This window comes from Chryseobacterium sp. CT-SW4 (assembly GCF_048572715.1).
In the GTDB taxonomy this organism is placed as follows: domain Bacteria; phylum Bacteroidota; class Bacteroidia; order Flavobacteriales; family Weeksellaceae; genus Chryseobacterium.
The window spans coordinates 1,495,298-1,509,978 of sequence record NZ_CP183840.1; the positions used below are offsets into that span (position 1 = coordinate 1,495,298).

Annotated in this window: 8 protein-coding genes and 1 CRISPR repeat array; of the genes, 7 read left to right on the forward strand and 1 reads right to left on the reverse strand. The window is 36.8% G+C overall.

What is annotated here, in order from left to right:
• Positions 1–13: 13 nt before the first annotated feature.
• From cas9 to cas2, 3 genes are read left to right on the forward strand one after another with little or no spacing between them, the layout of a single operon-like run.
• On the forward strand, positions 14–4,333 hold the full coding sequence (gene cas9, locus ABJ974_RS06690; protein WP_419870609.1) for a type II CRISPR RNA-guided endonuclease Cas9: 4,320 nt from the start codon (positions 14–16) through the stop codon (positions 4,331–4,333).
• Entirely contained in the window at positions 4,330–5,223 is an 894-nt protein-coding gene (gene cas1 / locus ABJ974_RS06695) for a type II CRISPR-associated endonuclease Cas1 (protein WP_419870610.1), read from the forward strand. Before cas9 ends, cas1 begins: the two co-directional genes overlap by 4 nt.
• On the forward strand, positions 5,220–5,558 hold the full coding sequence (cas2, locus tag ABJ974_RS06700; protein WP_419870611.1) for a CRISPR-associated endonuclease Cas2: 339 nt from the start codon (positions 5,220–5,222) through the stop codon (positions 5,556–5,558). The genes cas1 and cas2 overlap by 4 nt, the downstream gene beginning before the upstream one ends.
• Positions 5,559–5,616: 58 nt before the next feature.
• A CRISPR array of direct repeats spans positions 5,617–7,585; the repeat unit is 47 nt; unit sequence GTTGTAACTAATCACTAAGATAGTGAAATTTGAAAGCAGTTCACAAC.
• Positions 7,586–7,685: 100 nt separating this feature from the next.
• Here cas2 and ABJ974_RS06705 read toward each other — a convergent pair.
• The gene (locus ABJ974_RS06705) at positions 7,686–8,048 is read right to left on the reverse strand and encodes a hypothetical protein (protein WP_419870612.1); all 363 of its coding nucleotides are present in this window, start codon (positions 8,046–8,048) and stop codon (positions 7,686–7,688) included.
• A gap of 162 nt (positions 8,049–8,210) precedes the next feature.
• On the opposite strand from ABJ974_RS06705, the gene ABJ974_RS06710 reads away from it, so the two are divergent.
• The 4 genes from ABJ974_RS06710 to ABJ974_RS06725 all read left to right on the forward strand — a co-directional run bounded on the left by ABJ974_RS06710 (position 8,211) and on the right by ABJ974_RS06725 (position 14,502).
• Positions 8,211–9,155 carry a Na/Pi cotransporter family protein gene (locus ABJ974_RS06710; protein WP_419870613.1) on the forward strand — a complete coding sequence of 315 codons (945 nt, stop codon included), beginning with the start codon at positions 8,211–8,213 and terminating at the stop codon, positions 9,153–9,155.
• A gap of 240 nt (positions 9,156–9,395) precedes the next feature.
• Entirely contained in the window at positions 9,396–11,204 is a 1,809-nt protein-coding gene (gene typA / locus ABJ974_RS06715) for a translational GTPase TypA (protein ID WP_419870614.1), read from the forward strand.
• A 205-nt stretch (positions 11,205–11,409) separates the two neighbouring features.
• Positions 11,410–12,738, forward strand: coding sequence for a DcaP family trimeric outer membrane transporter (locus tag ABJ974_RS06720; protein ID WP_419870615.1), 1,329 nt, complete (start codon positions 11,410–11,412; stop codon positions 12,736–12,738).
• A 168-nt stretch (positions 12,739–12,906) separates the two neighbouring features.
• On the forward strand, positions 12,907–14,502 hold the full coding sequence (locus tag ABJ974_RS06725) for a glycoside hydrolase family 10 protein (protein WP_419870616.1): 1,596 nt from the start codon (positions 12,907–12,909) through the stop codon (positions 14,500–14,502).
• Positions 14,503–14,681 lie beyond the last annotated feature (179 nt).

The following is a 14,681-nucleotide window of genomic DNA, read 5'->3' on the forward strand; positions in this document are numbered from 1 at the left end:
AAAATAAATCACGATGAAAAGAATTTTAGGTTTGGATTTAGGTACTAATTCCGTAGGCTGGGCTTTAATAGAAAATGACTTTGAAAATAAGAAAGGGCACATTCTGGGAATGGGAAGCAGAGTTATTCCTATGACACAGGATATTTTAGGAAAGTTTGGAAAAGGTGAAACTGTTTCTCAGACTGCGGAAAGAACAAAGTACAGAAGTGTGAGAAGACTGAGAGAAAGATCTTTACTCCGGAGAGAAAGGCTGCATAGAATTTTATATATATTAAATTTTTTACCCGATCATTATTCTTCTCAGATTGATTTTGTAAAACGATTGGGAAAGTTCAGAGAGGGAGAGCCTAAATTAGCTTATGATTCTACAGGTTTTATTTTTAAAAATTCTTTTTTGGAAATGTTGGAGGATTTTAAACAGAGTCAGCCACAGCTTTTAGAAAATGAGAAAAAAGTTCCTTATGATTGGACTATTTATTATCTGCGTAAAAAAGCGCTTACCCAAAAGATAAAAAAAGAAGAACTGGCATGGATTCTTTTGAATTTTAATCAGAAGAGAGGTTACTATCAGCTACGGGGAGAAGAAGAAGAGGAAAATCCAAATAAGTTAGTGGAATTTTACTCTTTAAAGATTGTTGATGTAATAGCCGATGAACCTCAAAAAGGGAAGTCTGATATTTGGTATTCATTAATTTTAGAAAATGGATGGGTATACAGAAGGCCAAGTAAAATATCTTTAAATGACTGGAAAGATAAGACGAGGGATTTCATTGTAACCACAGAGCTGTATGATGACGGGAGTGTGAAAACGGATAAAGAAGGAAATGAAAAAAGGAGTTTCCGTGTTCCAGGAGAAGAGGACTGGACATTGATCAAAAAGAAGACTGAAAAAGAAATTAGTATGTCCCATAAAACAGTGGGAAGCTATATTTATGATACGCTACTCATAAAACCGGAACAGAAAATAAAAGGCAGGCTTGTTCGCACTATTGAAAGAAAATTTTATAAGGAAGAATTAAGACAAATTTTAGAAATCCAAAAACAATTTCATCCTGAATTACAGGATAAAGATGCATATTACGACTGCATTCGTGAATTATACAGAAATAATGATGCCCACCAGCTTTTGCTGAGTAAAAAGGATTTTGTTCATCTCTTTCTGAATGATGTTATTTTTTATCAGCGCCCTTTAAAAAGTCAGAAATCTCTTATCAGTAATTGTACATTGGAGTTTAGAAAATATAAAGGAGAAAATGATGTAGAGCATATTCAGTATCTTAAAGCAATTCCAAAATCTCATCCTTTATATCAGGAATTCCGGATCTGGCAATGGATGTTTAATCTTTCTGTTTACAGAAAAGATGATGATAATAATGTAACTAAGGAGTTTTTAGGCAGTACGGAAGATTATGAAAAATTATTTGAGTTTCTTCATAAGAGAAAAGAAGTGGAACAGAAACCCCTTATAAAATATCTTCTGGAACAAAAAGATTTTAAAGGAAAAATATTGAATCTTGAAATCGAAAAATATCGCTGGAATTATGTGGAAAATAAAAAGTATCCCTGTAATGAAACGGGAGCTTTAATGGCTTCCAGGTTAGAAAAAGTACAGGGAGTGCCGACTGGATTTTTAACAAAAGAAACAGAACAGAGACTTTGGCATATTATATATTCCGTCAAAGATAAAACAGAGTTTGAAAAGGCATTAAAAACATTTGCACAAAAGAATGGTCTTGAAGAGATTTCTTTTTTTGAGGCGTATCGGAAGTTCCCACCTTTTAAAAGTGAATATGGAGCATATTCTGAAAAAGCAATAAAAAAACTTTTGCCCCTGATGAGGTTGGGTAAATATTGGAATTGGGATGCTATTGATCCGAACTCTCAGCTTAGAATCGAGAAAATCATTACAGGAGAATATGATGAAAATATAAAAAACAGAGTCCGGGAAAAAGCGGTTCATCTTATTTGTAAAAATGATTTTCAGGGGTTACAACTGTGGCTGGCCCAATATATTGTATATGGAAGGCACTCGGAATCAGATATAATAAGAAAATGGCATTCAGTAAATGATCTTGAGGCTTATTTAAAAGAATTTAAACAACACTCTCTTCGCAATCCTATAGTAGAGCAGATCATTACGGAAACCCTCCGGACAGTAAAAGATATCTGGGTAAAATATGGAGGAGGAAAAACAGGGTTTTTTGATGAAATTCATATTGAGTTGGGCAGGGATATGAAGAACACAGCAGATGACCGTAGAAGGATTACGGCTAAGGTACAGGAAAATGAGAATACAAATCTTCGTATTAAAGCCTTACTCGCAGAAATGACGAATGATGATAAGGTTAAAAATGTAAGACCTTATTCTCCTATGCAGCAGGAAATTTTAAAAATATATGAAGAAGGAGTACTCAGTTCAGATATTGAAATAGAAGATGATATTCTCAAGATTAGTAAAACGGCTCAGCCCTCCTCTGCAGATCTGAAAAGATATAAGCTTTGGCTGGAACAGAAATATACATCACCTTATACAGGACAGATCATTCCGCTCAATAAACTTTTTACGCCTGCTTATGAAATAGAGCACATCATTCCGCAGAGCAGGTATTTCGACGATGGATTCAGTAACAAGGTGATTTGTGAATCGGCTGTTAACAAGCTTAAAGATAATTATACGGGATTAGGTTTTATTAAACAGTTTCATGGGCAGACTGTGGATTGTGGAGAGGGAAAAGAAGTCAGAATTTTTGAAGTAAATGAATATGAAGACTTTGTAAAGAAACACTATTCTAAAAACAGAAGTAAAAAATCAAAACTTTTGATGGAAGATATTCCTGAAGAAATGATACAAAGACAAATAAATGATACCCGCTATATCAGTAAGTTTATCTCCGGTATTCTTTCTAATCTGGTAAGAAGTGAAGCAAATGATGATGGGCTGAATTCCAAAAATGTACTATTGGTAAACGGAAAGATTACTTCAAAACTCAAACAGGATTGGGGATTGAACGATATTTGGAATGATCTGATCCTTCTGCGTTTTGAAAGGTTGAATGAAATTACAGCTTCAGAAGCTTTTACGGTCTGGAACGAAAAATATCAAAAATTACTGCCTACGGTTCCTGTTGAATTGTCCAAAGATTTTTCCAAAAAAAGAATAGATCACCGCCATCATGCATTGGATGCCTTGGTAATTGCTTGTGCCACAGGAAAGCATGTTAATTTATTAAATAATATGTCAGCTAATTCGGAGATAAAGCGATATGATTTAAAAAGAGAATTGATGAGCTTTGAAAAAGTGGTATATCAGCATTTTCAAACTGGAAAAAGAATTGAAAAAGAAGTTCCGAAAATATTTTTTAAACCTTGGAATGATTTTACTTTACACGCAAAAAATCAGCTTGAAAAAATTATAATCAGCTTCAAACAGAACCTTAGAGTTATAAATAAAGCTTCCAATTATTATGAAAGATGGGTGGAAAAAGATGGTATTAAAAATAAAGAACGGGTAAAACAGCAGGGGGTAAACTGGGCAATTCGTAAGCCTATGCATAAAGAAATGACGTATGGGAAGGTTGATTTACCCTGGGTGAAAGTTCCTAAAGGAAAAATTTTAACAGCGATCAGAAAAAATATTGATTCATCCTTTGATTTAAAAGCGATTGATTCCATAACAGATACCGGAATTCAAAAGATATTGAAAAACTATCTTCAGTACAAAGGAACGGCAGAACTGGCTTTTTCTCCCGAGGGTATTGAAGATATGAACAGAAATATTGAAAAGTTTAATGATGGTAAACCTCACAATCCTATATATAAAGTAAGGAAATTTGAATTAGGAAGTAAGTTTCCTTTGGGTCAGAAAGGAAATAAGAAAAATAAATATGTGGAAGCAGCTAAAGGAACCAATCTTTTTTTTGCTGTTTATATTTCGGATCAAGGAAAAAGAACTTATGAGACTATTCCATTAAATGAAATAATTGAAAGGCAGAAGCAGGGATTGGAGCCGGTTTCATTTATGAATAAAAAAGATTTCTTTTTATGCCCTTATGATTTGGTATATATTCCCACGGAAGAAGAACAGCAAAGCTCTTTAGAGCCGGATTTTAAAAACCTTTCGAAGGAGAAACTGAATAATATCTATAAAGTAGTCAGTTTTTCAGGAAGTCAGATCTTTTTTGTAAAGCATAATATTGCTGTATCTATTGCTAATAAAATGGAGTTCTCCTCACTTAATAAAATGGAGCGGGCCCTCGATGGGCGAATGATTAAAGATATCTGTATTAAAATTTCAGTGGACCGTTTAGGAAATATTTTAAATCCAAAGGTATGATTACCCGTTCAGTTTATATCGGAAATCCTGCCTATCTGAAGCTAAGAGATGAGCAAATGCACATCCTTGATCCTTCTACTAAAGAATTAAAAGGGAAGGTTCCGGTGGAAGATTTGGGAATTCTGATGTTAGACCACTTTCAGATTACGGTTTCCCATCAGCTAATTCAGAAGATGATGGGAAATAATGTGGTGGTCATTAGTTGTGATGCCCATCATTTGCCCCATGGAATAATGCTTCCTCTGTATGGGCATACGACCCATTCGGATAGGGTGAAAGATCAGCTGGAAGCCAGTGAACCGTTGAAAAAGCAGCTTTGGAAACAGACGGTAGAATGCAAGATTGAAAATCAGATGGCGGTTCTGAGGAAGCTGGGAAATTTTTTTGAACCTATGCTGGAATATCAGAAAAATGTAAAAAGCGGTGATAGTACCAATATGGAAGGAATTGCAGCACAACATTACTGGAAATACCTGATCAGCCTGGATTTTCTGAGGGAACGCTTTGGGGATTCTCCTAATCACTTCTTTAATTTCGGATATGCGGTGTTGAGGAGTATGGTGGCAAGAGCTATTGTTGAAACAGGGCTACTCCCCGTATTGGGAATTTTTCATAAAAATAAATACAACCCATATTGCCTGGCAGATGATCTGATGGAACCGTTTCGTCCGTTTGTAGATATGCTGGTGATGCAGTGGCTTGAAATGGATCCAGGTTCCGAAGAACTGACTAAAGAGTTTAAAGCCCATATGCTGAAGATTGCAACAGCAGATGTAAAGCTGGAAAATAAAGTAAGGCCTTTGCTGATTGCCGTAAAAGTGGCAGCAAGTTCTTTATATAAATGCTATACGGGAGAAAAACGTCTGATTTCCTATCCGGAGTTATTATGAATTCCGAAAGATTCAATGCATACCGGATCATGTGGGTATTAGTATTATATGATTTACCAACGGAAACGAAAGCCAATATGAAGGCAGCTGCTCTTTTTAGAAAGCGGCTGCTTGATGATGGGTTTACTTTATTTCAGTTTTCCATGTATGTAAGACACTGCCCAAGCCGTGAAAATGCTGAGGTTCATATTAAAAGAGTCAAGAATATGCTTCCGAAAGCCGGAAAAGTTGCCATCATGTGCATTACGGATAAGCAGTTTGGAGATATTGAAATTTTCTTTGCCAGAAATAAAGAAGAACCTCCACCTACCTTTCAGCAGCTTGAGTTGTTCTGATTTTTTTAATCCTGAACAAACAATAAATCCATTGAATTTCAATGGATTAAATTTTGAGGTTGTAACTAATCACTAAGATAGTGAAATTTGAAAGCAGTTCACAACAGGAAGACGTTCCTTCGGAAACAAGAGAAAGTTGTAACTAATCACTAAGATAGTGAAATTTGAAAGCAGTTCACAACCTATCGTCTTTCATAAAAATTTATATCTGAGTTGTAACTAATCACTAAGATAGTGAAATTTGAAAGCAGTTCACAACGTCTAATCTTCGTGGTTGTAGTCATGACTAGTTGTAACTAATCACTAAGATAGTGAAATTTGAAAGCAGTTCACAACACTGTATGTTTTGTTTTCAATGTCTATCAAGTTGTAACTAATCACTAAGATAGTGAAATTTGAAAGCAGTTCACAACTCTTGCCACGCCATAGTCTTCTTGTTGAGCGTTGTAACTAATCACTAAGATAGTGAAATTTGAAAGCAGTTCACAACCGAATTTACTAAAGTGTCTGGGAACTCCTTGTTGTAACTAATCACTAAGATAGTGAAATTTGAAAGCAGTTCACAACAACTTATTTGCGATGAAAAATAATACAAGGGTTGTAACTAATCACTAAGATAGTGAAATTTGAAAGCAGTTCACAACCATGCGCTTCTTCTATAGGTATAACAATGTGTTGTAACTAATCACTAAGATAGTGAAATTTGAAAGCAGTTCACAACTTAGGAATTGCGGCCCTTATCTTTATAATGGTTGTAACTAATCACTAAGATAGTGAAATTTGAAAGCAGTTCACAACAACCTTCAATGATACAGCCAAATCGGCAGCGTTGTAACTAATCACTAAGATAGTGAAATTTGAAAGCAGTTCACAACTAAAAAGTGTCACTATCATAATCAGGATTAGTTGTAACTAATCACTAAGATAGTGAAATTTGAAAGCAGTTCACAACTTGGAAGCCCATATAAAAAAGCTTATGGAAGTTGTAACTAATCACTAAGATAGTGAAATTTGAAAGCAGTTCACAACATTTCTCAAATCCTTATATTCATCCTGCATGTTGTAACTAATCACTAAGATAGTGAAATTTGAAAGCAGTTCACAACTCCTGCCATGCCATCGTTTTTTTGTTGAGGTTGTAACTAATCACTAAGATAGTGAAATTTGAAAGCAGTTCACAACAGTTTGATCTAACTCCTCTCTTGATGCTCCGTTGTAACTAACCACTAAGATAGTGAAATTTGAAAGCAGTTCACAACACCGAGGGGTCATATTCAAGTAATTGACCTGTTGTAACTAACCACTAAGATAGTAAAATTTGAAAGCAGTTCACAACTGTGAGCAGAGCATAAGCAGCTGCAGTAAGGTTGTAACTAACCACTAAGATAGTAAAATTTGAAAGCAGTTCACAACGTATCTTTACTATGTAATAAAAAACAATAAGTTGTAACTAACCACTAAGATAGTGAAATTTGAAAGCAGTTCACAACTATTCCTGGGGAGATCAGCAAGAATTGAATGTTGTAACTAACCACTAAGATAGTGAAATTTGAAAGCAGTTCACAACATAATCTTAAAATTAAAAACATGAAAAAAAGTTGTAACTAACCACTAAGATAGTGAAATTTGAAAGCAGTTCACAACTTTATACCGGACGTTAATCCTGAATGGCTGTTGTAACTAACCACTAAGATAGTGAAATTTGAAAGCAGTTCACAACAGGAACCAACATCGTTAATATTGTCAGAGAGTTGTAACTAATCACTAAGATAGTGAAATTTGAAAGCAGTTCACAACGACTCTTCTACATGCAGTCAGCCGATAAAGGTTGTAACTAATCACTAAGATAGTGAAATTTGAAAGCAGTTCACAACGATCTCGGCAATTTTGTTTTCTAATTCTGGGTTGTAACTAACCACTAAGATAGTAAAATTTGAAAGCAGTTCACAACAAACGTCCAGGTTATCACCCCCAAAGGAAGTTGTAACTAATCACTAAGATAGTAAAATTTGAAAGCAGTTCACAACTAGAGCTTGCCCCGGAAAAAGCAATGAAACGTTGTAACTAACCACTAAGATAATAAAATTTCGAATCCAAAAAAAAGCTCCCTGCTAAAGGAGCCTTCATTTATAATATTTCCTGCTGTGTCAGACTGAAATACAGGTTTTGCAGCTGGTGGACAGCATCAACTCTTACATAACCGTCCGTGCCACCCGGATAAAACCTGAACTCTTCTCCCTCTTTTATAAATTCTGAAGGAGTGATCGCACTCAGTTCAGAATTGGTATAGCCTTTAGTTTTAATCTCGAAGCCAGCTTTTGTAAACCATTCATCCGTTAACGGGATAGGAGATAATTTTAAAGTATAAAGGCTTTTATTAGAGATAGCTTTTTCCATTTCATGTAAAGAGCGGAACAAATCAAAATTTACCGTAGAGGCTTTGTCATTAACGAGAATAGAATTACCAATTCTAAGTTCTTTAGGATTCATTATTTTTTTTGCTTTAAAATGATTAATTTATTACCAATTGTTTTTTTGTCAAAGGTATATAATATAATTAGGATAAATGAACCCGATAAAAACAAAAATTAATCTGAGAATTTTATATTTGAAATAATCTCTTTAAATTTATAAAACAATAAATAGGTAAGCATGTCTAATTTTCAGACCTTCGTGGTTATTTTAGCAACAATTTCACTTTTCTTATATAGCCTTAAAAGTTTTAGCAGCGAAATAAAAAACATCAGCTCCGAAAAATTTGAAAATTTAATTTCACGTTTAACTCAGCATAGTTTGTCAGGATTTGTTTTAGGAATCATTTTGGCAAGCATTATCCAGTCCAGTACAGCTGTGAGTTCCATTACGGTATCTTTGGTAGATGCGGGAGTGATAGGTTTTGTGAACAGCCTTTCCGTATTGTTGGGAGCGAATGTAGGATCTACTTCTACGGCATGGCTGGTAACCCTCAATATGGAATTTATTGCCCCTTTCTTTATTGTATTGGGAACCATCATCAGTATGATCCCGAATAAAGTACAGCTGATAGGGAAGTCTGTTTTTTACTTTGGACTTATTTTGTTCAGTCTGGATTTAATCAATACGGCGATAGGACCACTAAAAGACGATCCCACTATTATTTCGGTATTGGAGTGGACGGAAAATCATTTTATCGGAGTGTTGGGAGGGATTATAGTAACGCTGATTGTTCAGTCCAGTTCGGTGACTACGGGTCTTGCCATATTATTGACACAGCAGGGGGTGCTTACGCCGGAAGGGGCCATTTCTATTATCCTGGGAGCAAATGTAGGAACGACAAGCACAGCGCTTATGGTGTCCATGCAGCTGAATAAATGGGCAAAGCTGGCGGCGATAGCCAATTTTGTATTCAACCTTACGGGAGTGATTCTTATTTTCCCTTTCATTAATTTGTTGAGCCGATTTACCCAGTCTCTTACTGATGATATAGGCTTTCAGGTGGCTTATGCTCATTTGTTTTTTAATGTTTTTGTTTCTGTAATTACGCTGCCTTTCTTAAAGAAAATAGCCATTGCCTTTCAAAATAAGATGGAAAGCCTTAAAATGTGGAAAAATGCCTGAATAAAATGAATAAAGAAAAGATCGGATTTACTTTTCATTAAACATTCTAGGGGATTGATAATTAAAACTTAATGAATACAACAGGGAATTTCAAAATGATTTTTAATATAATTCTTTGGACTTGAACGGGTTATTGATTGTTTTTGAGCTAATATTCTCATTATGAATTTATTAATTAATTCATATTCTTGCTAAATTATTCATCTGAAATCACTATTTTTGCCCCCGTAAAAATCTTATATGCAAAACATTAGAAATATTGCGATTATCGCACACGTTGACCATGGTAAAACAACTTTGGTTGATAAGATCATCCACGCTACCAACATTTTCAGGGAAAACCAGGAAAGCGGGGAATTAATTATGGATAACAATGATCTTGAAAGAGAAAGAGGGATTACCATTTTGTCCAAGAATATTTCTGTTACTTATAAAGACACAAAAATTAATGTAATTGATACCCCTGGTCACGCCGACTTCGGAGGAGAAGTGGAAAGAGTATTGAAGATGGCAGACGGAGTTTTGTTATTGGTGGATGCTTTTGAAGGCCCGATGCCGCAAACACGTTTCGTATTGCATAAGGCTCTTCAATTAGGATTGAAACCTATCGTTGTGATCAATAAAGTAGACAAGGAAAACTGCCGTCCGGAAGAAGTTCATGATAAAGTTTTTGACCTTTTCTTTGCATTGGATGCTACAGAAGAACAATTGGATTTCCCGACTTATTACGGATCTTCAAAGCAGGGTTGGTTCAATACATCATTAGAGCCTACAGACAGCATTCTTCCTATCCTTGACGGAGTACTGCAGCATGTTCCTGCTCCGAAAGTAGTAGAAGGAAACCTTCAGATGCAGGTAACTTCATTAGATTATTCTTCATTCTTAGGAAGAATAGCGATCGGGAAAATTACCAGAGGTTCTTTAAAAGAAGGACAATGGATAGGTCTGGCTCAGGAAGGCGATAAAATCGTAAAAGGAAAAGTAAAGGAATTATACGTTTTTGAAGGATTAGGAAAGAAAAAAGTTCAGGAAGTACAGGCCGGAGATATCTGTGCCGTGGTAGGATTTGATGCCTTCCAGATCGGAGATACTTTCGTAGATCTTGAAAATCCGGAACCATTGGAAAGATTGGCTATTGATGAGCCTACCTTGAATATGACCTTCTCCATCAACAATTCACCTTTCTTTGGAAAAGATGGAAAATATGTAACTTCCAATCACCTTAAAGAAAGACTGGAAAAAGAACTGGAGAAAAACCTGGCATTAAGAGTTCAGCAGACGGACGATGCCAATACATTCTTAGTGTTTGGTAGAGGTATTCTTCACTTATCCGTTCTTATTGAAACCATGAGAAGAGAGGGATATGAAATGACGATCGGTCAGCCGCAGGTTATCCTTAAAGAAATTGACGGAGAAAAATGCGAACCTTATGAAACTATGGTAGTAGATGTTCCGGAAGAATATTCTTCAAGAGTGATCGACCTGGCTACCCAGAGAAAAGGAGACCTTTTGATCATGGAAACGAAAGGAGAAATGCAGCATATGGAATTCGATATTCCTTCAAGAGGATTGATAGGGCTGCGTTCCCAGATGTTGACAGCTACAGCAGGAGAAGCGATTATGGCTCACAGATTTGCAGAATATAAACCTTTCAAAGGACAGATCCCGGGAAGAAGCCAGGGAGTTTTGGTATCTAAAAACCAGGGAGCAGCAACCGCTTATTCCATTGAAAAATTACAGGATAGAGGAAGATTCTTTGTAGATCCGGGAGAAGAAGTGTATATGGGAATGATCGTAGGAGAGCAGAACAAACCTGGAGATCTGGTGGTGAATATTGTAGAAGGAAAACAGCTTAACAATATGAGAGCGTCAGGAAAAGATAAAGACGGAAATATTGCCCCTAAAATATTATTCTCACTAGAAGAATGTATGGAATATATCCAGCAGGATGAATGTATAGAAGTAACACCTAACTTTATCAGAATGCGTAAGAAATTACTTTCTGAAGAAGATAGAAAACGTGCTGAGAGAAGTGCTAAAGCAGAATAATTGCTTGAATTTATAAGTAAAATGGCTCCGGAATCCGGAGCCATTTTTTTATTGTCGCTCCTAAGATTTTAATTTTACCCTTTATTATTCTGCTATGAATAATTAAAAATTATAGAAAACTTGTTATGAAAACTAACGAATGTTTGTTAGTTTTAAATTTATTTGTATGTTTGTCCATCATCATTGAAAAACGAACACCATCAGAATGAAAAAAGTTCTCAAGCAGACATTTTATACTTTGAGCTTACTCAACTCTGCCTATGCAATGGCACAGGAAGACTCTTCGGAAAAACAAGTTTCAGATACCTTATACACTGTAATTGCCGCCCCAAAAGAACCGGGAAATAACAAGGTGAAAGTAGACTTTTATGGTTTTATAAGGCATGATGCATTTTATGATACAAGACAGAGTATCGGGGCAGGAGAAAATATTGTTCTTCTCTATCCCAAAGATAGGAATTTAGATATGAACGGAGAAGACATCAATGCAGCATCCAAGTTTCACATGCTGTCTGTACTTTCACGGGCAGGAATTAACGTAAAAGGACCCGATATCCTCGGAGCAAAAACCTCAGGGATATTAGAAGGGGAGTTTTTCGGCTCTACGGAAGCGGGGATCAATGAATTCAGGCTGCGCCATGCCTACGTCATGCTGGATTGGGAAAAAACACAATTGGGAATAGGGCAGTACTGGCATCCTATGGTTGTATTGGACTGCTTGCCCAATGTAGTGAATTATGGAACAGGGTCGCCCATATTTGCTTTAAACAGAAATCCGCAGATCCGGCTTACTCACCGTTTTGCAGAAAATTTTAAAGTAATAGCGGCATTGAATTCCCAACGGGATTTTACACCCAATACCTTGCCTTACCGTGACAGTGGAGTGCCCTCTTCCCATTTACAGGTACAATACAAATCTGCACAATGGGTAGTCGGTATAGCAGGTCAGTATGAGATTCTCAGACCGCAGCTTTCCTCCGGTGAACCGCCGGTAGTCAATAACGAAAAAGTAAAAAGCTTTACCGCAATGGCCTATGCGAGATTAATAACCAAACCCCTGATGATCAGTGCTTCAGCTATGATGGCTCAAAATGCATCTTCCCTGGTAATGCTGGGTGGATTTGTAGGATATTCAGCACCGGGAGAGCCAGACCTTTTCAGAACCATGAATACCACAAGCGCGTGGATTGATTTTCAGCAGACGGCTACCCGGTCAGTATCTTTTGGACTCTTCGCCGGAATAGTGAAAAATAGAGGAGTGAAAAATCCGGTGGATGGCAGGCTGCCGGCTACCTATGGAGTAACCTCTTCCTGGGGAGCCGTGTCAGCAACACCGGGGGGACGTAGTATAGATCAGCTCTGGAGAATTGTTCCGCGGGTGGACTGGTCCCTTCATAAAATGATTAAACTGAGATTTGAAGTAGAGAATACCGTGGCCAGATGGGGGGATGCCCAAGTGGACGGAAGGGGAAAGGGAAATGAATTTAACGCTAAAAACAGCCGTTTCCATTTAGCTACAATATTTATGTTTTAAAAATATTTATTTAAAATTTAATTAAAAAAATAGATGCTTTAAAGGAGTTTTGGCGGAAAAAATTAATTTTTCAGAGAAAAGAATTCAATTTAAATAGAATTAATTGCCCGATCTTTTATTTCAAGTTTATAAATTTGCACTTTTTAAAATTGTGCTTTTACTCAAATTATGAAATTAAATCAAATAAAACTTATCCTGCTGTTGGGAACTTTGGCTTCCTGCTCCGTTCAGAATAATGTAAAAACAACTCCAAATAAAACCAGCCCTAAACAACCGGTTAAAACAGTATCTAAAACAAAAGAACCTGCCAGTGCAAATAAACCTGTAACTCCGCCCGTAGAAGAAGTGTTCAAAGTTAACCTTCCTGAAATCAAACGTGAATTCAGGGGAGCATGGGTGGCAAGTGTGGCCAATATCAACTGGCCTTCCAAAAATACCCTGTCCGCAGAAGAGCAAAAAGCAGAAGCGATCAGTATGCTGGATATGCTTAAAGACAATAACTTCAATGCCGTGATATTCCAGGTACGCCCGTCGGCAGATGCCCTGTATACAAGCTCATTGGAGCCCTGGTCTTACTTTCTTACAGGAGAAACGGGAAGAAGTCCTTACCCGAACTATGACCCTTTGCAGTTCTGGGTGGAGGAAGCTCACAAAAGAGGGCTTGAACTTCATGTGTGGCTCAATCCTTACCGCGCACACCATACCAATGGAGGGTCGGTTACCAGTCAGTCCATGGTGAATAAACTTCCGGATATTGTAGTACGTTTAAAAAACGGAATGTATTGGTTCGATCCTGCTAATCCCAAAACACAGGGACATGTTTCCAATGTCGTGAAAGATATTGTCACAAGATATGATATTGATGCCATCCACTTTGACGATTACTTTTATCCGTATGCTACCTATAACAGAGGAGCAGATTTCCCGGACCATGCATCATGGAGAGCTTATGTAAACAGTGGGGGAAGTCTTTCCAGGGCAGACTGGAGAAGAGATAACGTCAATAAATTCGTAGAAAGGATCTATAAAGAAATTCATGCCGAAAAAGAATATGTGAAATTCGGGATCAGTCCGTTTGGAATTTGGAAACCCGGATATCCGGAAGGAATTGTAGGTTCCTCACAATATGATGAGCTGTATGCAGATGCAAAACTATGGCTGAACAAAGGATGGATTGATTATTTCTCTCCACAGCTCTATTGGCCGATCAGTTCCAAAGGGCAGGGATTTGAGCCTTTACTGAACTGGTGGAAATCTGAAAATACCATGAACCGCCATCTTTGGCCGGGATTAAATACGGTGGAGGTCAAAGTTTCAGACCGTCCTTCGGAAATCAAGAACCAGATTGAAATTACCCGGCAGATCCTGAATAAGGATGCGGGAGAAATCCATTGGAGCATAGCGGGATTATCAAAAAGCCCTGCCATGTTAAGCACCTTAAGAAACGGACCTTACAAAGAAAAAGCATTGATACCAAAAAGTCCGTGGATTAAAGCCCAGCCTTTATCCCAGCCGACTTTATTCATCACCGACAACGGAAGCTTTGCAAGAGCCAGCTGGAGTAATAAAGAAATTGGTAAAGTATTCCAGTGGGTACTGTTCACCCAGTATAACGGAATTTGGGAAACAGAAATTTTAAATCTGGAAACCCTGTCCAAAGAAATTCCGAAACATAAAGATGGAAAAACTTTAAATGCCGTAGCTATCAAAGCTATAGACAGGCTGGGGAACGAAAGTGATTACCTCGCCAGGAAGATTAAATAAAAGAATCTGAATATATCATTATACCGAAACCGGCTCACTTGTGAGCCGGTTTTTATTTTAGAATAACTATAAATTATGTTCTTAAAATATTGAATTGTAGTTGTTTAGGTGAGATATTTAGTATCAATTATTAAATAATAAATCTTTATCGGAATCATTTTTGCATCATTTATGACCTA